General features: G+C 72.0%; 18 protein-coding genes and 1 pseudogene. 6 read left to right on the forward strand and 13 right to left on the reverse strand.

Translation table 11 applies throughout. The features are described 5' to 3' along the window. Positions 1–19 precede the first annotated feature (19 nt). From ABT336_RS03455 to ABT336_RS03465, 3 genes are all read right to left on the reverse strand, one after another. A complete protein-coding gene (locus tag ABT336_RS03455) occupies positions 20–2,287 on the reverse strand; it encodes a DUF6077 domain-containing protein (RefSeq protein ID WP_350894888.1) in 2,268 nt (755 codons plus the stop codon). A gap of 189 nt (positions 2,288–2,476) precedes the next feature. Continuing rightward, positions 2,477–3,442, reverse strand: a complete 966-nt coding sequence (locus tag ABT336_RS03460) for a Gfo/Idh/MocA family protein (protein WP_350894889.1) — start codon at positions 3,440–3,442, stop codon at positions 2,477–2,479. Next, the gene (locus ABT336_RS03465) at positions 3,439–4,539 is read right to left on the reverse strand and encodes a DegT/DnrJ/EryC1/StrS family aminotransferase (protein WP_350894890.1); all 1,101 of its coding nucleotides are present in this window, start codon (positions 4,537–4,539) and stop codon (positions 3,439–3,441) included. The genes ABT336_RS03460 and ABT336_RS03465 overlap by 4 nt, the downstream gene beginning before the upstream one ends. Positions 4,540–4,749: 210 nt before the next feature. On the opposite strand from ABT336_RS03465, the gene ABT336_RS03470 reads away from it, so the two are divergent. Beyond that, positions 4,750–5,817 carry a lysylphosphatidylglycerol synthase transmembrane domain-containing protein gene (locus tag ABT336_RS03470; RefSeq protein ID WP_350894891.1) on the forward strand — a complete coding sequence of 356 codons (1,068 nt, stop codon included), beginning with the start codon at positions 4,750–4,752 and terminating at the stop codon, positions 5,815–5,817. A 16-nt stretch (positions 5,818–5,833) separates the two neighbouring features. Here ABT336_RS03470 and ABT336_RS03475 read toward each other — a convergent pair whose 3' ends face one another. The 9 genes from ABT336_RS03475 to ABT336_RS03515 all read right to left on the reverse strand — a co-directional run bounded on the left by ABT336_RS03475 (position 5,834) and on the right by ABT336_RS03515 (position 14,558). Further along, positions 5,834–7,150, reverse strand: a complete 1,317-nt coding sequence (locus ABT336_RS03475) for an acyl-CoA reductase (protein ID WP_350894892.1) — start codon at positions 7,148–7,150, stop codon at positions 5,834–5,836. Then, on the reverse strand, positions 7,147–8,193 hold the full coding sequence (locus ABT336_RS03480; protein WP_350894893.1) for a LuxE/PaaK family acyltransferase: 1,047 nt from the start codon (positions 8,191–8,193) through the stop codon (positions 7,147–7,149). Before ABT336_RS03480 ends, ABT336_RS03475 begins: the two co-directional genes overlap by 4 nt. Further along, positions 8,190–9,611: an AMP-binding protein gene (locus ABT336_RS03485; protein ID WP_350894894.1), complete on the reverse strand. Its 1,422-nt coding sequence runs from the start codon at positions 9,609–9,611 to the stop codon at positions 8,190–8,192. The genes ABT336_RS03480 and ABT336_RS03485 overlap by 4 nt, the downstream gene beginning before the upstream one ends. Then, positions 9,608–10,363 (reverse strand): SDR family NAD(P)-dependent oxidoreductase, encoded by a 756-nt coding sequence (locus tag ABT336_RS03490; RefSeq protein WP_350894895.1) that lies wholly within the window; start codon positions 10,361–10,363, stop codon positions 9,608–9,610. The genes ABT336_RS03485 and ABT336_RS03490 overlap by 4 nt, the downstream gene beginning before the upstream one ends. After that, positions 10,356–10,595 (reverse strand): acyl carrier protein, encoded by a 240-nt coding sequence (locus ABT336_RS03495; RefSeq protein WP_350894896.1) that lies wholly within the window; start codon positions 10,593–10,595, stop codon positions 10,356–10,358. The genes ABT336_RS03490 and ABT336_RS03495 overlap by 8 nt, the downstream gene beginning before the upstream one ends. A gap of 199 nt (positions 10,596–10,794) precedes the next feature. Continuing rightward, on the reverse strand, positions 10,795–11,982 hold the full coding sequence (locus tag ABT336_RS03500; RefSeq protein WP_350894897.1) for a glycosyltransferase family 4 protein: 1,188 nt from the start codon (positions 11,980–11,982) through the stop codon (positions 10,795–10,797). Between the two features lie 12 nt (positions 11,983–11,994). Then, positions 11,995–12,462, reverse strand: a complete 468-nt coding sequence (locus ABT336_RS03505) for an acyltransferase (protein ID WP_350894898.1) — start codon at positions 12,460–12,462, stop codon at positions 11,995–11,997. Continuing rightward, entirely contained in the window at positions 12,459–13,391 is a 933-nt protein-coding gene (locus tag ABT336_RS03510) for an NAD-dependent epimerase/dehydratase family protein (protein WP_350894899.1), read from the reverse strand. Before ABT336_RS03510 ends, ABT336_RS03505 begins: the two co-directional genes overlap by 4 nt. Before the next feature lie 27 nt (positions 13,392–13,418). Then, positions 13,419–14,558 carry a DegT/DnrJ/EryC1/StrS family aminotransferase gene (locus tag ABT336_RS03515; RefSeq protein WP_350894900.1) on the reverse strand — a complete coding sequence of 380 codons (1,140 nt, stop codon included), beginning with the start codon at positions 14,556–14,558 and terminating at the stop codon, positions 13,419–13,421. Between the two features lie 133 nt (positions 14,559–14,691). Between ABT336_RS03515 and lhgD the strand changes: the two genes are divergently transcribed. Beyond that, positions 14,692–15,888: an L-2-hydroxyglutarate dehydrogenase gene (lhgD, locus tag ABT336_RS03520; protein ID WP_350894901.1), complete on the forward strand. Its 1,197-nt coding sequence runs from the start codon at positions 14,692–14,694 to the stop codon at positions 15,886–15,888. Positions 15,889–15,947: 59 nt separating this feature from the next. Here lhgD and ABT336_RS03525 read toward each other — a convergent pair whose 3' ends face one another. After that, positions 15,948–16,556 carry a TetR/AcrR family transcriptional regulator gene (locus ABT336_RS03525; RefSeq protein WP_350894906.1) on the reverse strand — a complete coding sequence of 203 codons (609 nt, stop codon included), beginning with the start codon at positions 16,554–16,556 and terminating at the stop codon, positions 15,948–15,950. Between the two features lie 254 nt (positions 16,557–16,810). Between ABT336_RS03525 and ABT336_RS03530 the strand changes: the two genes are divergently transcribed. The 4 genes and pseudogenes from ABT336_RS03530 to ABT336_RS03545 form a co-directional block, all read left to right on the forward strand. Continuing rightward, positions 16,811–17,707 carry an ABC transporter permease gene (locus ABT336_RS03530; protein ID WP_350894902.1) on the forward strand — a complete coding sequence of 299 codons (897 nt, stop codon included), beginning with the start codon at positions 16,811–16,813 and terminating at the stop codon, positions 17,705–17,707. 7 nt (positions 17,708–17,714) lie between these two features. Beyond that, entirely contained in the window at positions 17,715–18,533 is an 819-nt protein-coding gene (locus ABT336_RS03535; protein ID WP_350894907.1) for an ABC transporter ATP-binding protein, read from the forward strand. Positions 18,534–18,675: 142 nt separating this feature from the next. Continuing rightward, positions 18,676–20,175 carry a D-ribitol-5-phosphate cytidylyltransferase gene (locus tag ABT336_RS03540; protein WP_350894903.1) on the forward strand — a complete coding sequence of 500 codons (1,500 nt, stop codon included), beginning with the start codon at positions 18,676–18,678 and terminating at the stop codon, positions 20,173–20,175. Between the two features lie 55 nt (positions 20,176–20,230). Beyond that, positions 20,231–20,578, forward strand: a pseudogene (locus tag ABT336_RS03545) (CDP-glycerol glycerophosphotransferase family protein); the annotation flags it as partial.

Raw genomic sequence — 20,578 nt, forward strand, 5'->3', positions numbered from 1 at the left:
GGACCCGGAGACGGCGGGGTCAGTCCGTCTCCGGCGGCGCTCCCGCGTCGATCTTGCGCAGACAGCGGACCGACCCGGCCGGGTCCTCCCGTTCGCCGAAGACCTCGAAGTCGAGCCGCTCCAACGCCCGACGGGCCTGCCGGTTGCCGAAGTACACGCAGACGGTCGTCACGTCGAGGCGTTCCAGGGTGGCGGCCAACTCCTCCTCGGTCGGCACCCCGTTGCCGTCGGCGAAGGCGGCCAGCCGGAGCCGGTCCTGGGCGAACTCCGACTCCCAGTCGTACTCGATCAGGTAGCCGTCGCGAGGCAGGACGACCCGCATCTCGCTGCTGATCATCGGGGCGAGGCGCATCAGGGTGCTGGGGGCAAGGAGCAGGCCGGGCGGGCGGGCCGGGGTCAGGGAGTGGATCCACTCGATGCGACCCAGCCGCTCCTGCGGCACCTTCCACACCGGGTGCGGGTGGGTCTCGACGAAGCTGTCCCGGTGCCACATCGGGATCCCGTACAGACCGAACGAGGTGACCAGGACCGCCGCGAGCAGGGCACTGGTCAGGGAGGTGAGCATCCGCCCCGTCCAGGGCAGCGCACCGACCAGCGGGAACCGCCTCGGCCAGGGCAGTTGGACGGTGCACAGGATGCCGACCAGGCCGGGCAGGGCCAGGATCCACGGCACCCGCCAGAGCACCGCGGCGATGCCTGTCAGGTCGGCGAGGAACTCCAGCACCCCGGGGACGAACAGGACACTCATCGTCAGCGCCGCACCGGCGGCCATCAGGCGGGGGGTCCGGCCCCGTACCAGCAGCGGGGCCAGCCACAGGGCCAGCCCTCCGATCACCCCGAGGGTGCCGAGCATCAGGGTCCGCCGGTAGGTGCCCTCCGCGTCGAAGAACTGGGTCTGCCCGCCGACCTCGGTGACGCCGCCCAGGGCCAGGCGGCTCACCACCACCGACCCGACCGGGTACGCCACCGCGGCGACGAACGCCGCCACCGCCGCACCCCAGCGGCCGACCAGCACCATCGCCAGGCCCGCCGCACCGGCCAGGATCGGCAGGATGATCGCCGCGGTCGAGGTGAGCCCGGCCGAGGCGACCCCCAGGGCGAAGATCAGGAACAGCTTCCACCGCGACCGTGACTCGAACCACTCGGTCAGGTAGACCCACATCAGGGGTACGGCGGCGGAGACGAACATGCCCTTGCCCTCGTGCAGCCGGGGCAGGTGGAAGGTGCCCAGGGCGGCGTCGGACCCGGCCACGAGGTAGAGGTAGGCGACGGCCACCGTGAAGGCGAGCACGGCCCGGCGGGGAGCCCACCGGTGGACCAGCCGCCAGAGCGCGAGGACCGCCAGGAAGGCCAGCGCCGGCAGCATGACGTAGAACAGGGCGTTCGCCGCGTGGATGCCGAGGAACCGCCCGAGCGCTCCGGCCAGGACCTCGATGGAGGAGATCGGCGGCTGGGTGCTCAGCCCCGGCAGGACGCCCTCGGTGAACAGGAAGTCCCGCACCGGCACGGAGTCCCGTTCGGCCACCCACACCGACTTGCCGACGTAGAAGACGTCGTCGGGGGTGTTGCGGGCGCCGTACAGGGACGAGACCCCGACCCCGACGGAGACCAGCAGGACGTAACAGGTCTGCCAGACGGTGGGGGCGCCCTCGTCGTCGGCACCCCCGACCAGCCAGGTACGCCGGGCCAGCAGCGCCACCGCGACGGCGGCGGCCAGGCCGAGCGAGGCCGGCCACCACCAGGGCATCCCGCCGCCCTGACCGGCGGTGACGGCCGCCGCGACGGCGAGCAGCACGGCCGGCAGGACCCACCACCACCGGGGTCCGCGTCGGGTGTCAGCGCCCTCCCCGGCTCCGGGCTCGTCGGGCACCGACGTCGGGGCCGGGGTACGCAGGGCGGCCCGTTCCCGCAGCACCGCGACGCCCAGCCGCAGGACCACCAGGAGCGCGCAGGCCCCCAGCCAGATCCGCAGCGACCGCGACGGCGGCAGGTCGAACAGGAACCCCAGGTGGTAGATGACCGTGTACAGGGCGAAGGCGACCACCGCGGCGTCGGTCAGCCGACGCGGGATCGCGCCGACGAAGCGCCGGACCCGGTCGACCAGCCCGAACCGGCGGCGTACCGGCATGGGCGGCAACGCCTCGCCCGGGACCGTCCCGGGCCAGGCCGTCGCGGCCGGCTCCGGCCCGGTCTCCGAGCCGGTGGCGGCCCCCGACGGGTCCGCCCCCGCCTGTGCCGGGCTCACCGCCGGGACGGTCTTCGTGGGGCCGGATTCGATCGCGGTCACAACGGGAATATCGCCCTTCTCTGCCACGGAAAGTCCTTCTCGTGGCCTGGCTGATGGGGTTCGTCACCGTCACTGCGGGCGCGAGGACGCCGCCCGGCAGTTGATCAGAAGCCTACCGGAGCGGCACCCGTCCGGCCCGCCGGCAGCCGCCGCCCGGACCCGACCCCCGGGTCACCTCGAAGGCCGAGGTCAGGACGCGTCCCCCGAGATCACGGCGGCGACGGTACGGTGCGCCGGCAGGATCCGGTCACGCTCGGCGTCCGCGTCGAGCCGTCCGGCCAGGATGTCGAGGAAGTGGTCGAGCTGGGCGACCAGGGGCTCCTGGTTCGACAACAGCTCCGGCACCTCCATGATGCTCTGCTGCCGGTAACCCCGCCCGTCCGGCGTCGCGGCGTCCAACGACACGTGCCGGAAGATCGTCACCTGCTTGCGGATCAGATCCGCCTCGATCAGCCGGTCCACCTCACCGATGACCAGGCTGCGGACCTTGCGCTGACCGATCCGGCTGGCCGACACGTTCGCCAACCGACCCTCACCGAAGGTGAGCAGCGCCTCGGCGACGTCCTCGGCACCCGGCACGGAATCCTTGTGAAAGTAGCCGAGGGTGCCGCGTACGGTGGTCGGCTCGACCCCGCCGAACGCCTGGATCGCCAGGTCGACGTCGTGCACCAGCAGGTCCCAGGCCACCCCGGTACGGATCCGGGGCACGTACGGCGAGTGCCTGGTGATCGTCAGGTGCACCGGCTGGCAGGACAACGCCAGGGCGGTGACCACCGCCGGGTTGAACCGTTCCAGCAGACCACACAGCAGCGGCAGCCCCTGCCTGCGGGCGTGGGCGACGACGGCCTCGGTCTCGGCGAGGCTGCCGCAGACCGGCTTCTCGATCAGCAGCGGCTTCCCGGCCGAGAGGACCTGCTCGGCGAGACCGAGGTGGTGCTCCGTCGGGGCGGCGACGACGACGGCGTCCACCTCCGACAGGTCGCTCAGGTCCGGTGCCCACCGGGCGCCGAACCGGTCGGCGACCTCCCGGCCGACGCTCTCCCGGGGCTCGACCACCAGGGCCAGCCGGGCGCGCGGCGACTGGGCGATCACCCGGGCGTGCAGGGCACCCATCGACCCGGTGCCGACCAGGGCGAAACCGACCGGGGCGGTCACGCCCCGACCGCCTTGCGGACGGCCTCGACGACCCGGTCCACGTCCGAGTCGGTCAGGTGCTGGTGGACCGGGATCGACACACAGCTGCTGGCCACCCGCTCGGCGACCGGCGCGGGGTCGGCCACCACCAGGGGGTGGTCCCGGTAGCAGTCGTAGTCGTAGACGGTGCGGGGGTAGTAGATGCCGCACCCGACCCCCTGCTCGGTGAGGCGGGCGATCACCCCGTCGCGGTCGACCTCGGCCGCCTCGGTGACCAGCACCGTGTACTGGTGCCAGACGTGCCGTCGGCCGGGCAGCTCGGCGGGCAGCCGCAGACCCGGCACGTCGGCCAGGCCGGCGGTCAGCCGGGCCGCGTTGTCCCGCCGCCGCGCCACGTTGTCGGCGTACCCGGCCAGCTGCGGGATGCCGAGGGCGGCCTGCAGGTCGGTCAACCGGTAGTTGTGTCCCGCCACCTCGTACTGGTAGCGCTGGCGCATGCCCTGGTTGCGCAGGATCCGCAGCCGGTCGGCGAGCAGGTCGTCGTCGGTGGTGATCATCCCGCCCTCACCGGTGGTGAGGTTCTTGGTGGCGTAGAGCGAGAACGTGCCGAGGCCGAAACTGCCAGCGCCGCGCCCGTCGACTGTGGCACCGAGCGACTGGGCGGTGTCCTCGACCAGCCCGAGCCCGTGCTCCCGGGTCAGCGCGGTGATCGCCGCCATGTCGGCGGCCTGGCCGTACAGGTGCACCGGCAGGACCACCCGGGTACGCGGGCCGATCGCGGCCGACAACGCCGCCGGGTCCAGGCAGAAGTCGTCCTCGCGGATGTCGGCGAACCGGGCCGTCGCCCCGGCCTCGATGATCGCGTTGAGGGTGGCGACGAAGGTGAACGGGCTGGTGACGACCTCGTCACCGGGCTGGAGGTCCAGCACCTCCAACGCGGCCACCAGCGCCGTGGTGCCGTTGTTCACCGCCACCGCGTGCTCCACGCCGACCAGCGCCGCGAACTCGCGCTCCAGCCGCGCCACCATCGGCCCCTGCGCCAGGACGCCCGACCGGATCACCTCGACTGCCAACTGTTCGGCCGCCTCGTCGAGCTTGACGACGGAGATGGGGATCACGCTTCGGTCTCCTCGGGGGGTGCGGGGTGAGCGTTCAGACGTTAGACACCGGCCGAATCCTATGCAACACGGGGGCCACCGGCGGTGGGCCGGAGGGCCTCACGTCGGCCGAGCGGGGCGACGGAACGTCGGCTAGGGTGATGCCTCGCTGCCCGGCCCCCACATGCTCTCCCCGGACAGCGGACGACCCGACACCCAGGCAGGTGACACGTGGTAGATACCACCGCTCGCGGCGACGTCGAACCGACGTCGACCACCGCACCGGACACCACGACACCCACGAGCCCCACCCGGCGCTGGGTCAACCTGGCCGTACGGGTGGTGGTGATCCTCGCCATCGTGGTCGGGATGACCTGGAGCGTCGTCGACCAGTGGCCGCAGGTGCGCGAGACCTGGCTCGGGCTGGCCTGGTCGTCGGTGGCACTGTCGGTGCTCGCCGCGCTGCTCGGCATGGTGGCGAACACCATGGCCTGGCGGGCCGCCGTCGCCGACCTGGAACACCGGGTCTCCGTCGGCGCTGCCCTGCGGATCTGCCTGGTGGGTCAGCTCGGCAAGTACATCCCCGGCAGCGTCTGGGCGTACGTCCTCCAGATCGAGTTGAGCCGCCGGGCCGGGCTGCCCCGCCCCCGGGCCTTCCTCGCCACCCTGATCACCGTCGGACTCGGGGTGACCACGGCGCTGGGCCTGGGCGTGATCGGCCTGCCCTCGCTACGGGAAGCCGTCGGCAGTGGCTCGGAGTACGCCGACTCGGTCCGGGTCGCCCTGGTGATCATGGCGATCCTTCTCCCGATCGCCCTGCTCTGCGCGGTGCCCCGGGTCCTCACCGCCCTGGTCCAGCTCGTCCTGCGGCTGCTGCGACGCCCGCCCCTGGAACGACGCCTCAGCTGGTCCGGCGTACTCAGGGTGATCGGGTGGACGGCACTCGGTTACAGCCTCTTCGGCGTACACCTGTGGTTGCTCGCCAACGCGCAGGCCACCCCCGGGTTCGAGGGGCTGGTCCGGTGCGTGGGCGCGTTCGCCGTCGCGATGACGGTGGGGATGTTCGCCTTCGTCTCCCCCTCCGGGCTCGGCGTACGGGAGGCGGTCCTGGTGGCGGCCCTCGCCCCGTTCCTGCTCGACGACGGTGGCGTCGGCGCGGCGCTGGGCATCGCCCTGGCGTCCCGGCTGATCTTCACCATCGCCGACGTGCTGGCCGCCGGGGTCGCCGCCCTCTCCGGGGTACGCCAACTGCGCGGCACCACCCCCGACGTGGTCGCCACCGGCGTCGACAGGGGCTGACCCACCCCGACGCCGGTCACCGGGTGGTGATCGTGGTGATCCGGGTGAACTCCCGCAGCAGGTCGAAGCCGTCCCAGACGGCGGCGAAGGTCAACGCCTCCCCGATCGGCACCAGCCTGTCGATGCCCGCGCCCCCCACGGCCCGGGCGAAGGCGACGAGCTGCGCCGGGTCGAACCCGAAGTGGGTGACGGTCTGGTCGCGCCGGACCACCACCGGGGCTACATCGGCCAGGGTGTCGACCCGGGCCTGCGGGAAGGTGCCCACCCCGAGCCACCGGCGGGGCAGGTCGGCGGGGTCGGCGAGGTCGACGGTGGCCAGGTCGTTTCCATCGAACCGGACCCCGGTCGCCACCCCGGTCAGCGCCAGACCGTAGGTGGCGACCCGCTTCTGCACCGCCATCGCCGCGTCGACCTCCGGCCGCCGGTCGTCGAGCACCCGGCGCAACCGGGCCAGCAGGTCGGCCTGCGCGTCCGGGGTCTCCCGCACCGTCCCCACCCAGTAGACCGCCCGGGGAGACGAGCAGGCCGCCTGGTCGAACCAGTACGCGTCGTTGTAGAGGCCCACCGCGACGGCGTCCCGGCGGGCCTCGTCGGCGGCCCACCACCCGGCGACGTCGATCACCGCGAAGGACGACCGGTCCGGGAAGGTGACGTCCCGGGCGTGCGGGGCCAGTGGATGCCGACGCAGGTCACCCACCGAGGCGTCCCCACCCCAGATCACCCGGAGGTCGGCGGCGGCCGACAACACACCGGTGACCGCGTCGTCCCGGCCGTACGTCACCATCCGCTGGGTCTGCCGGACCGCCGGATGGGCGTCGGCGAGGGTCTCGTTCAGGGCGTCCAGGACCGCGTCCGCCGCCCCTGCCGACCGGGAGGAGATCCGGACCACGTTGGCGTTCCCGGCCAACGCCGCCAACGCCCACGAGTAGACGAAGATGGTGTCCACGTTGGCAGGTGGCACGTGGAACACCAGACCCCGGGGGAACCGCAGGTGACCGGGCTCCTCGGCGACCCGGGCCAGGGCTGCGGCCAGCTCGCCCCGGCGCAGGAAGAAGCCCAGCGACGCCAGCTCCGGATACCGGCGGGCCACCGCCGGACGAAGCAGTCGACGGGCGAACGCCACCAGGAACTCCACCACCCGGTCGTCCCCGACGGTGAGCGGTCCGCCGGTCGGAGCGGCCCGTACGGCGGCCAGCAGCTCCGCGGCGGTCACCGGGTCACCCGCCGGAAACCGCTGCCCCACCTCGCTGCGCTCGCTCGTGCCGCCACCTCGCTGCGCTCCGGCGTCGCCACGAGGACCGACCCCGACGATTCGCTCGTCACGCTCGTTCATGCCGCCGCCGCGAAGGTGTCGCTGCATCCGCGCGCCTCGGCGCGGGGCAGTCGGCCCAGGATCGAGAACCTCCGGCCCGGCCAGACGCCGTCGTCGACGCCGTGCACCACCCCCCGGTCCTCGGTGAGCAGCAGGTGACCCGGGTACGACCGGGGCAGCGTGCTGACCACCTGCACCACCCCGGGGGTGCCCACCGGCACCGGCTCCCAGGTGCGCGGGTCCCTGACGATGACGTCGGAGAAGTCGGGGCAGTAGAGCCCCCCGCCGTCCGGCCCCTCCAGGAAGGTCAGCCCGATCTGCTCCACCATGCCGTAGAAGTCGTGGATCCGACGCAGTCCCGTCTCCTCGGCGAACCGGCGGCGGAACTCGGCGTTGTCCACCGCCCGGTCGGCGAGCTTCTTCCAACCGCCGCTGTGGATCAGGATGCCGTTGCTCAGGTCGAGCCGGTGGGTGCGGGCCAGGTCGTAGAGGTAGAGCCAGGTCATGAAGGTGAAGCCGAAGATCAGGAACGGCTCGCTCCCGTACCGGCCGAGGAACCCCCGGACGGCGTCGAGGTCGGGACGTTCCTGCCCGTCGAGGAGGAAGGTGTGGTCCCGGCCGAAGTTCATCATGCCGAGGACCCCGGCACCCCGGGCCGAGAAGGAACGCCTGTCGGCGAAGAGCGCCTTCGTGTCGACGAGCAGCATCGGCAACCGCCGCGTCCCGAGGACGGTACGCATCGTGGCGCTGAGCATCCGCTGCTGCGTCGAGGCGGCGTCCTTGTCCAGGTGGATCCGACTGACCTCCCCGGTGGTGCCGGAGGAGGTGAGCACCTTGAACACCTCGTCGTCGCCGATGCTCTTGAGCACGTGGTGCTTGAAGAGCCGGACCGGTAGCCACGGCAGGTCAGCCACCCGCTCGTACCGGCGACCGGGTCGGTGACCCAGGGCGGCGAGAAGGCGGGCGTACTCCGGGCTGTGGGACCGGTGGTGCTCGGTCAACTCGATCAGCTCCGGCAGGAGCCGGGCCTCCCGTTCGGCCTGGCCGAGGGTGAACAGGCTCATACCCGCGCCTCCAGACTGCGGTAGTCGATCTTGCCGTTGGGGAGTCGGGGCAGCCGGTCCACGTCCCTGACGTCGAAACCGGTGCGGTGCATCCGGAGCCGTTCGGACAGCCGGCCCGCCACCTCCCGGGCTCCTGCGGCGTCGATCCCCTCGACGAAGACGACCACCCGGTCCGGGCCGGAGACGGCGGCCACCGGTCCCCGGTCGCGGACCAGCTCCTCGACGTCGTACAGGTTCACCCGGATCCCGAAGACCTTGCCGAACCGACTGAGTCGGCCACGCAGCCAGACGAACCCGTCGACGTCGACCAGACCGAGGTCACCGGTGCGCAGCACCCCGCCCTGGTCGTCCCCCCGAGCCAGGTCGGCGGCGTGTTCGGCGTACCCCATCATCACGTTGGGGCCGCGGTAGACCACCTCCCCGACGACGTCGGGCGCGCCTGTCTCGACCCCGTCCGGGTCCAGGACTGTGAACGCGCCCCCGGTCAGCGCGGGGCCGACCGAGCCGACCCGCTCGGGCAACGCCCCGGCCGGCAGGGTGCTCATCCGGGGTGCCGCCTCGGTGCACCCCCACATCACGTGGAACCGACCGCCCACGGCGTCGATCTTCTCGTGGAAGGCCAGGATGATCTCGTCGCGCAGTCGGCCACCGGCCTGGGTGAGGGTCCGCAGCGACGGGTACCCCGCCGGGCTCCACCGGATCCGGTGCAGCATCTCGTAGTGGTGGGGCACCCCGGCCAGCGACGTCGCTCCGTACTCGGCCACCGCCGCCCAGAACTCCCGGGCCAACACCCCGCCCTCGACCGCCAGCACCGTCGCCCCGGCCGCGAGGTGGCTGGTCACCACCGACATCCCGAAGCTGTAGCACAGGGGCAGGTTGGTCGGGGCCACCTCGGTCCGGCCGATCCGCAGGGCCGTCCCGATGGCTGCCGCGTTGGCGAGGACCGCGTCCCGGGAGAGCCTGACGAACTTCGGGTCCCCCGTGGAACCGGAGGTGGCGAGCAGGACGGCCAGGTCGGGGTGGGGCGGCTCGGCCGGTTCGGCGTCCCGCACCCAGATCGGGCCGAGCACCCCGTCGGTGGCCGTACGGTAGCCCTTCGGCGGGTCACCGGCCTGCGTCCCGGCTCCCCCCTCGGCCAGTCCCACGACGGCGGCCGGGGCGAACCTGTCGACGAAGTCGGCGAGGACCGCCGGGTCCAGCCCCGGGTCGAGGGGAGCCACCGGACGGCCGGCCCCGAACGCTGCGGCGAAGCGCAGCACCGCCTCGACGGTGGTGCCGCTACGGGCGAAGACGACCCCCGACGGCAGGGCGGCGTAGGCGGTCGCCGCCCGGGACAGTGCGGCTGTCAGGTCGGCCCCGGCCAGGACCGCACCGGTGGCGGCGTCGACGAGTCGGGCCGAGGGCGCGACGAGCGTCATGGGACGAGCCCTCCGTCGACCCCGAGGACCTGACCGGTGACGTACCGGGCGCCGTCCCCGGCGAGGAACCGGATCACGTCGGCCACCTCCTCGGCGTCGCCCAGCCGTCCCAGTGCCGCCGCCACGGCCTGCCGGTCGAGCACCTCCGTCGGCAGGGCGGCGGTGAGGTCGGTACGGATCACGCCGGGTGCCACCGCGTTGACCCGTACGCCCCGGGGACCCAGCTCGCGGGCGGCGGAGCGGGCCAGTGCGGCGACCGCCGCCTTCGACGCGGCGTAGACGGACTGTCCGGCGGCACCGAAGGTGCCGACCACCGAGGCCAGCAGCACCATCGACCCGCCCCGACGTTCGGTGCCGTCGGCGTCACGACGTCGACGGGCCATCGCCCGACCGGCCGCCTGGACCGCCGCGACGGTGCCGGCGACGTTGACGTCGAGGGTCCGCCGGACGTCGTCGGCCCGGATCATGCCGAGCAGACCGGTGTCCATGATCCCGGCGTTGGCGACCAGGACGTCGAGGCCACCGTGGTCGGAGACGACCTGCCTGACCAGTGCCCCGACCGCGTCGAAGTCGCCGACGTCCAGCGCGAGGCCGTACCCGCCGAACTCCCCGGCGGACTCCGCCGCCCGGCCCGCGTCGCGCCCGGTGACGACGACTGTCGCCCCCGCCCGCGCCAACGCCCGCGCGGTGGCCGCGCCGATCCCCCGGGTCCCCCCGGTGACCAGCGCGACCCGTCCGGTCAGCTCACTCATCGACGCCGAGACCCCGCAGCATGTCGAGGGCGACCTTGAAGCTGCTCAGGTCGATTACCTGGTCGGTCTCCAACTGGACGTCGAACTCGTCCTCGACGGCGGCGACCAGGGTCATGTGGCCGAGGGAGTCCCACTGCTCGATGTCGCGGTACGTGAGGTTCTCGACGTCGACGTCCCCAGGCAGTTCGAGGGCGTCGACGAAGACTGCGCGCAGCCGGTCGCTGAGGGTCATGGTCGTGGATCTCCGTTGCTCGTTGCCGCCGACGGTCACGGTCCGCGTCGACGGTGAGGTCGACGCAGCACCGGCATCGGGACACCGGGGACCGCCGGGCCAAGCTACGGCGTACGCCTTGCGGGTGGGTGAACGGAGTACGACGGGCACGTGCCCGACCGTCGACGCCGGGTTCCGCGTCGACGGTCGGCGGTACGTCTCAGCGGCGGCGTTCGGCGGCCATCCCGGTGAGCACCGTGAGGTGCCGGTCGAGCACCCGGTCGAGGCTGAAGTGGGAGTGCACGAGGGCCTGCCCGGCCAACCCCACCTGCTTGGCCCGGCCCGGATCGGTCAGGGCGCTGACCAGTCGATCCGCCAGGGCGGAGACGTCACCGGGGGCACAGAGCAGGACGTTCTCCCCGTCGCGCAGGGCGATGCCGGGGAAGTTGTCCGGTCGGGCCGGGGCCACCACAGGCACCCCGGCCGCCATCGCCTCCAGGGTGGCGGTGCCCATGCCGATGCCCTGCTCGTGGGACTCCACCGTGGCGGCGGCCAGGTAGTCCGGGACGTCACTCTTGGCGATCTTGCCCACCGCGATCACCGCGTGCTCGACCCCGAGGTCCCGGGCCCGTTCGGCGAACATCTGGTAGTAGACGTGCCCGCAGATCAGCAGCTTCGCGTCCGGCACCGCCGCCAGCACCCGGGGCAGCGCCTCCACCAGCGCCACCCGGTCCCGCAGCGGGATCACGTGCCCCACCGACAGGATCACCGGCGACCCGCCCAGACCGTGGCGTTCCCGGACCCGCTCGCCGTTGCCGCCGACCACCCAGTCCGGGTCCACCCCGACCGGGATCGGCACCAGGCCGGAGTAGGCACCCCGGTACCGGGCCTCGATGTACTCCTGCATGAGGACGTCCATCACCACGATCCGGGGCCGGGACCGGCGCATGAACGGCTTCACCAGCAGGGCGTCCAACGAGCGGAACACCTTCGCGTACCGGGCCACCGGGTTCTCCAGCCGGGTGTGCACCGACAGCAGCACCGGCACCCGACGGCGGCGGGCGTACAGCGACGTGGCCCAGGTCAGGTCGAAGAACTGGCCGTGCTGGTGGATGACGTCCGGGGCGAACTCGTCGAGCAGCGTACGGACCCGCCGCAGCAGGCTCGGGCGGCTGGCGAAGGAGATGTCGAAGCTCACCGCGAGGCGGGTCTGCGGCAGCATCCAGGCCGGGAGCCGGACGATGCGCAGGCCGTCGCGCTCCTCGTGGGACGGGGCGTCCTGGTAGGCCGCCGTGAGCACGAGGACCTGGTGACCGGCGGCGGCGTAACCCCGGGCGAGCGACTCGGCCAGGTGGGAACTCCCCCCGGGCCGGGGCGGGAAGAAGTTGTTGACGACTGCGATACGCACGACTGGAAGCTCCTAGCTGTCCCGCGCGGCGACGAACCGGACGTCGTCCCCGTCCACCTCGACTGTGGAGACCACCTGGGCCGGCACCCCCGCCACGACCGTTGCGGCAGGTACGTCCCGGGTGACCACCGCACCGGCACCGACCACCGCGCCGTCCCCGATGGTCACGCCCATCAGGACCGTGGCGTTGGCACCGATGAAGACCCGGTCGCCGATCACCACCGGGGCGCGGTCGACCTCGGGGTACGCCCGGCCGGAGACGCACCGCCGGGCACTGGAGTGGGTGTAGATCTGCGCACCGCAGCTGATGTCGCAGCCGGCTCCGATGGTCAGCCCGCCCGAGCCGTCGATGACGGTGAAGGCACCGATCCAGGTGCCTTCACCGATCACCGGTTCACCGATCACCCAGGCGTGCGGGTGGTACGGGTTGGCCGGCAACCCGCCATGCGGCGGGTCGCCGGGGGTCGAGGCCGTGGTCACGCCACCTCGGTCTTGATCAGGTCGGTCATCCCGTCCCCGACGGTGATGGTCGGCTCCCAGCCGAGCACCTCGCGGGCCCGGGTGATGTCGGCAGCCCGCCGGCTGACCAGCACCTCGCGCGGGTTGAACTGCGGCTCGACGTCCACCCCGACGGCCTTGATCAGGATCTCGGCGAGGGTGGCGACCGAGGTGTCGATCCCGGTGCCGATGTTGACCGGGACGTTGCCCTGCTCGGCCTCCATCGCGGCGACCACGGAGCGGGCGATGTCGTGGACGTGGATGAAGTCCATCGACTGCTCGCCCTTGCCGTCGATGACCGGCGGCTGGCCCGTCTTGAGCCGCTTGACGAAGTGGTTGATCACCGAGGTGTAGTACGCGGTCGGCTTCTGCCCCGGCCCGTACACGTTGAAGAACCGCAGGGCGATCCAGTTCAGCCCCTTGCTGCGCTGGTAGAAGCCGAGCAGGTCCTCCCCGGCCCGCTTGGCGATGCAGTACGGGGTCAGCGGGTCGAGCCTGTCGTCCTCGTGCATCGGCAGCTTCTGCGGGTCGCCGTAGACCGACGCGGACGAGGCGTAGACCACCCGCTTCACCCCGTGGTCGGCGGCGGCGGCGAAGACGTTGTGGTTGCCCACCATGTTGATGTCGACCGACTCGTACGGGTCGGCCTGGCTCTTGTTGATCGAGACCGCGGCGAGGTGGATCACGTACTCGCAGCCCTTCATGGCCGCGTGCACCGCACCGCCGTAGCGGACGTCCTGGTCGATCAGCTCGACGTCACCGGTGGCCACCAGCTCGGCGACCTTGTCCCGGTCGCCCCGGAACATGTTGTCGAAGATGCGAACCCGGTATCCCTTGTCCAACAGCAGCGGCACCACGTGCAGCCCGATGAAACCGGCGCCACCGGTGATGAAGACGGTCTGCTTAGACATGACGGACGATGTCCTTCCTGGGGGAGGTCAGCGGCCGACGGCCGTGGCGTCGACGACGTCGGCCAGCGTGGCCGCGACGGTCTCGACCTGGGCGTCGGTGAGGTTGGCGTGCATCGGAATCGCGAGGTGCCGGGCGAACAGGTCCGCCGAGACGGGGCAGGGATCGGTCGGCCCGTACAGCGGTTGCAGGTGCGAGGCGTACGTGCCGAAGGTGCACTGGACCCCCCGCTCCCGCAGGGCCAGCGCCACCGCCCCCCGGTCCACGGCCGGGTCGAGGGTGACGACGTACGACTGCCACGGGTGTTCCCGGTCCGGGGCCTGGAACGGGGTGGTGATCAGCTCGTGGTCGGCGAGCAGCTCCCCGTAGCGGGCGGCGGTCCGGCGCTTGGCGGCCAGCAGCTGCGGCAACCGGTCCAGCTGGGCCAGCATGATCGCGGCGGAGATGTCGGAGAGCCGGTAGTTGTAGCCCAGCTCGGTGAAGGTGGGGATCGGCAGGTGGGACAGCTCGGCCCGGGTGAGGGCCCCCTCCACCCCGTAGCTGTGCAGCTTGCGGGCGTGCGCGGCGAGGTCGTCGGAGTCGGTGACGAACGCCCCGCCCTCCCCTGCGGTGATGCCCTTGCGGCCGTGGAAGCTGAACGTGGCGACGTCGGCGAGGCTCCCGGCGGCCCGCCCCCGGTAGGTGGCACCGGCCGAGCAGGCGGCGTCCTCGACCAGGAAGAGCTTGTGCCTGTCGACGATCGCCCGCAACTCGTCGTAGTCGGCAGGCTGCCCGAACGCGTCGACGGCGATCACCCCGACGGTACGAGGCGTGATCGCCGCCTCGACGGCGGCCGGGTCGACGGTCCAGGTGTCCGGCCGGACGTCGGCGAAGACCGGCTTCGCCCCCGCCCAGAGCACCGAGTGTCCGGTGGCGGGGAAGGTGTAGTCGGCGACGATCACCTCGTCGCCGGGGCGCACCCCGAGGGTGAGCAGCGCCAGGTGCAGGGCGGACCCGCAGTTGGCGGTGGCGAGGGCGTGTCGGGTGCCGGCGGCGGCGGCGAACCGTTCCTCGAAACGACGGCAGGTGGGACCGGCGCCCGCCAGCCAGCCGGAGGCGAAGACCTCGGCGATGGCGGCGAGTTCGGCCTCGCCGACCGTGGGCTGACCGAGCGCGATGACCTCAGACATGTGACTCCTGTGCGACGGGACCCGCAGCAGTCTAGGGGAACGGCAGGCATCGGGCGCGAATCGGGCGGGTGAACCGTCTTCGCTACCATCGCTGCGCGGTTCCGGCCGGGCGTCGGAGCGCAGGGGAGTGAAGATGACGAGGTTCGTGGTCGTCGGCGGCGGAATCGTCGGCCTGGCCGTGGCGCACCGGTTGCTGACCGAGCGCCCGGACGACCAGGTGACGGTGCTGGAGAAGGAGGCCGGCTGGGCGGCCCACCAGACCGGGCACAACTCGGGGGTCATCCACGCCGGTGTCTACTACCAGCCGGGGAGCCTCAAGGCCACCCTGTGCCGGGCCGGCAGCGCCTCGATGGTGGAGTTCTGCCGGGAGCACGGGCTGGCGTACCAGGTCTGCGGGAAGTTGATCGTGGCCACCGACCCGGCCGAGCTGCCCCGCCTGCACGACCTGCACCAGCGGGCCCTGGCCAACGGCCTCCCGGTCCGGCTCCTCGACCCGGCGGAGACGGCCGAGTACGAGCCGCACGTCGCGGCGGTCGCCGCCCTGCACGTCGCCTCGACCGGGATCGTCGACTTCGCCGCCGTCTGCCGCACCCTCGCCGACCTGCTCGCCGCCGGTGGGGCGCAGCTGCGCACCGGCACCGAGGTGACCGGGGTGGCCGACCGGGGCGACGAGGTGGTGGTGACCACCACCGGCGGCGAGGTGGTCGCGGACGTCCTGATCAACTGTGCCGGGCTGCACGCCGACCGGATCTCCCGGCTGGCCGGGGTGTCGACGCCGGTGCGGATCGTGCCGTTCCGGGGCGAGTACTACGAACTGACCGAGCAGCGCCGGGACCTGGTCCGGGGGCTGATCTACCCGGTCCCGGACCCGCAGTTCCCGTTCCTCGGGGTGCACCTGACCCGGATGGTCGACGGGAGCGTGCACGCCGGCCCGAACGCGGTGCTGGCCACCGCCCGGGAGGGCTACTCCTGGGGGCGTTTCGACCTCCGCGACGTCTGGGACGAGCTGTCGTACCGGGGGCTGTGGGCGCTGGGTCGCCGGCACTACCGGTACGGCATGACCGAGGTCGCCCGGTCGCTGTCGCGTAAGCGGTTCGCGGCCAGCCTGGCCCGCCTGGTGCCGGAGCTGACCGGGGCGGACATCGTCCGCGCCGGGGCGGGGGTACGCGCACAGGCGATCCGTCCGGACGGCTCGCTGGTGGACGACTTCCTGATCGTCGAGGCGCCCCGGCAGGTACACGTGCTCAACGCGCCGTCCCCGGCGGCGACCAGCTCCCTGGAGATCGCCCGGCACATCGTGTCCCGGTTGCCGATCGCCGACGCCCACTGAGCCGGACACCGGTGCGACAGGTTCGTGCTCCGGGTCGACCCGACGGGCTCGTCAGGTGGTCAGCTGCGGGCGGCGGGAACGGTGGCCCCGGGCGGGCGGGTCCCGGTGGCGGATCCGCCCAGGGCGGTGATCACCGTGTCGACCAGGGAGTCCAGGTAGGCGTCGGTGAGCGGGGTCCGGGCGATGGCGAGCCGCCAGTAGAGCGGACCGGCGACCAGGTCGACAGCCAGGTCCGGGTCGGTGTCCGGTGGCAGTTCGCCGCGTTCGACAGCCCGCCCGACCAGTCGCCCGCCGAACTCCTGTTGCCGGCTGCGCAGCACCTGTTGGAGCGTCTCGTCGATCTGCGGGTTGCGGGCCGCCTCGGCGAGCAGGTCCGGGATGATCTGCGCGGCCAGGGGGTGGCCGAGCGCGTGCACCACCACCCCGAAGAGCAGGTGCAGGTCGCCCCGGAGGCTGCCGGTGTCGAGGGTGGGCAGCTTGCGTCCGGCGCTGGCGGAGACGATCTCCAGCACGAGTTCGAGCTTGGAACTCCAGCGCCGGTAGATCGCCGTCTTGCTCACCCCGGCGCGGCGGGCGACCGCCTCGATCGAGAGTCGGCCGTATCCGACGGCGGCCAGTTCGTGCATCAGAGCCCGCCGGATGGCGGACGTTATGTCCTTGCGGAGCACCGCCGCGCCGGCGGGCGCGCGTCGCTTCCCGGTCCCGACCTGCGCCTCTTCCGGCGCTGTCACATCGCCCTCTTCTCACCTGTCACGCCACCCAATGTAGCGCAACGACGATACGGTTGCGTCCCGACGTTATTTCGACTACCGTCCACGCAGCGACGAGGCGGCGCTCCACTCGGTCACGCTTGGTCCTCTCCCACGCTTGGCCCCGTCGCCACGCGCACCCCGTCGGCACAAGAGATCGGAGCGCCCCACCAATGGCCAACACCGCGCTGGCCGACCCCGATTCCGGCCTCACCCAGGCGCAGCTGGCCGCCCGGCACGGGCTTCGGGTCGCCGGTGAACGGCCGCAGCTGGGCGAGTACGCCCGCCGGCTCTGGTCCTACCGGCACTTCATCGCCGCGTACGCCAACGCCAAGCTCCTCGCCTCGTTCAGCAACGCGAAGCTGGGGCAGCTGTGGCAGGTGCTCACCCCGCTGACGAACGCGGCGGTCTACTACCTGATCTTCGGCATCGTGCTCGAACAGAACCGGGTGCCGAACTTCATCGCCTACCTCACCACCGGGTTGTTCATCTTCAACTTCACCCAGACGGCGGTGCAGAACGGCACCCAGTCGATCACCAGCAACCTCGGGCTGATCCGGGCGCTGCACTTCCCCCGGGCCTGCCTGCCGCTGGCCGTCGTCCTCACCCAGCTCCAGCAGCTGATGGGCGCGATGGTGGTGCTGGTCTGCATCGTCCTGGTCACCGGCGAGCCGCTCACCTGGGAGTGGCTGCTCCTGGTGCCCACGGTGCTCTGCCAGGCGGTGTTCAACGCCGGCCTGACCATGGGGGTGGCCCGGCTGGGTGCCAAGGTCACCGACCTCAAGCAGGTGATGCCCTTCCTCCTGCGGGCCTGGATGTACGGCTCCGGGGTGCTCTACAGCGTCACCCTCTTCGAGCAGAGCCTGCCCGGCTGGGCGGCCCGACTGGTCGAGCTGAACCCGGCGCTGGTCTACATCGAGCTGGCGCGGGTCTCCCTGCTGGAGTCGGCACCGCTGCTGAACTCCTCCCTGACCCAGCTCTGGCTGGTGGCGATCGGGTGGGCGCTCGTGATGGGCGTCGGTGGTTTCATCTACTTCTGGCGCGGCGAACAGGAGTACGGCCGTGGTTGAGAACGTCATCGAGCAGCAGCTCGAGAACTCCAACGACGTCACCCTCACTCTCCCCCGGGTGCAGGACCGCATCCCGACGGTGGTGGTGGACGACGCCCACGTGGTCTACCGGGTGCACAAGGGGGCCGGCTCCGGCTCCAGCCCGGTGGCCGCCCTGAAGCGGATCGTCTCGCGCACCTCGTCACCGCAGGTACGCGAGGTGCACGCGGTCAAGGGGGTCAGCTTCACCGCGTACCGGGGCGAGGCGATCGGCCTGATCGGCAGCAACGGATCGGGCAAGTCGACACTCCTGCGGGCGATCGCCGGACTGCTGCCCGTGAACCAGGGGGCGGTCTACACCCAGGGGCAGCCGTCCCTGCTCGGGGTGAACGCCGCGCTGCTCAACGACCTCTCCGGCGAGCGCAACGTCGCGCTCGGCTGCCTGGCGATGGGCATGTCCCCCGCCGACGTCGAGCGGCAGACCCCGGAGATCATCGAGTTCTCCGGGATCAACCAGCGCGGCGACTTCGCCTCGCTGCCGATGCGGACCTACTCCTCGGGCATGTCGGCCCGACTGCGGTTCTCGATCGCGGCGGCGAAGAAGCACGACGTGCTGCTGATCGACGAGGCGCTGGCCACCGGCGACAAGGGGTTCCGCAAGCGCAGCGAGCAGCGGGTCCGGGAGCTGCGGGAGGGCGCGGGGACGGTGTTCCTGGTCAGCCACCAGCTCTCCTCGGTGCGGGACACGTGCGAACGGACCATCTGGCTGGAATCGGGCGTTCTCAAGATGGATGGCCCGACCGCGGACGTCATCCGGGCCTATGAGGCCTTCGTGAACGGCAAGTAGAGTCCCGTCGTCCGTACGGCATCCGCCCGGTATCGTCCACCGCGCCGCCCGACCGAGGCGGCGCGGTGGCCGCGTTAAGGTTCATCCGGGCGTACCCCGGACGTCACCCACCGTCAGTTTTTCCCGGAAGTGAGGATCGGCAATGACGCAGGACCACACCACTGGCCCGGACGCCACCGACGAGGCGGCGACGCCGTGGCGACCTTCGCGGACGGTGGCGGTGGTGCTGGCGGGCGGTACCGGGACCCGCCTCGGCCTGGGCATCCCGAAGCAGCTGCTGAAGATCGCCGGTAAGCCGATCATCGAGCACACCCTGGCCGTCTTCGAGGCCGCCCCGGAGATCGACGAGGTCGTCGTCCTGATGGCCACCGGTCACGTACCGCAGGCCCAGGCGATCGTCGACAAGGCCGGCTTCCGCAAGGTCACCAAGGTCATCGAGGGCGGCGGGACCCGCAACGACACCACCCGGATCGCCCTGGACGCGGTGGGCGAGGGCGACGTCAACATCCTCTTCCACGACGCGGTCCGCCCGCTGGTCAGCGGCCGGATCGTCAGGGAGTGCGTCAACGCGCTCTGGACCTACGAGGCGGTGGACGTGGCCATCCCGTCCGCCGACACGATCGTCCAGGTCGACGAGAACGAGTGCATCACCGACATCCCGGTCCGTTCCCGGCTGCGTCGGGGGCAGACCCCTCAGGCGTTCCGGTCGGGCACCATCCGGGAGGCGTACCGGCGGGCCGCCGGGGACCCGGACTTCGCCGCCACCGACGACTGCGGGGTGGTGCTGCGCTACCTGCCCGGCACCCCGATCAAGGTGATCGACGGTTCCGACGAGAACATCAAGGTCACCCACCCGGTGGACGTGCACCTGGCGGACAAGCTCTTCCAGCTGGCCGCCGCCCAGGTGCCCCGGCAGACCGACCCGCGCAGCTACACCGAGGAGCTGTCCGGGCGGACGATCGTGGTCTTCGGCGGCAGCTACGGCATCGGCCACGAGCTGACCGAGCTGGCCCGTCGCTACGGCGCCCAGGTCTTCCCGTTCAGCCGTTCCAGCACCGGGACCCACGTCGAGCAGGCCGAGGACGTCGCCGCGGCGCTCAAGACCGCCTTCGACGCCACCGGCCGGATCGACCACGTGGTGGTCACCGCCGGGATCCTGGAGAAGGGCTCCCTCGCCGAGATGGACGAGGAGACGATGGACCGGGTCCTCCAGGTCAACTTCGTCGGGCCGGTCACCATCGCCCGACAGTCCCTGCCGTACCTCCAGCAGACCAAGGGTCAGCTGCTGCTATACACCTCCAGCTCCTACACCCGGGGCCGGGCGCAGTACGCCCTCTACTCCTCCACCAAGGCCGCCCTGGTCAACCTGACCCAGGCGCTGGCCGACGAGTGGGCCGAGCTGGGCATCCGGGTCAACTGCATCAACCCGGAGCGGACCGCCACCCCGATGCGGACCCGGGCGTTCGGCGAGGAGCCGGAGAACACCCTCCTGGCCGCCGAGACCGTCGCCCAGGCCTCCCTGGACGTGCTGATCTCCGAGCTGACCGGTCAGGTGATCGACGTACGCCGGGCACCGGGCGAGACGGCTCCCCAGGCCGTACCGGCCCAGTCGGAGCGGCCCGCAGTGACCACCGCCGGCTGATTCCGACAGCAGTCCAGCGGCGGGCCGGCCCAGCGAGACCGAAAAGCGGAGTGACATGCGTGGTGACCTGGTCAGAAAGCTGACCGCTCGGGTGCTGACCACCGGTGGGGCCCTGGTCGCCTTCGGTGTCGTCGCGTTCACCGGCGCGACCGGGTGGGGGTTGGCGCTCGCGGTGGTGGCACTGGCCGCCGCCGCGCTGGAGCGACGGGTCCGGCCCGGTGCCGACGTGCTGGCCGAGACGACACTCGTCGCCGCCGCCGTCCTGGTGGGGTACGCGCGTCGCCTCGACGCCGGGTTCGACCCGGTGCTGGCGGTGACCGCGTTGGCCCTGCTCGGGTTGGTCCTGCTCGCCGGGCCGCTGCACGACGCCGGGATGCTGGAGATCCGGGCGGCCAACCTCGCG

Origin of the sequence: Micromonospora sp. NPDC000207 (genome assembly GCF_040300925.1) — a bacterium.
GTDB lineage: Bacteria > Actinomycetota > Actinomycetes > Mycobacteriales > Micromonosporaceae > Micromonospora.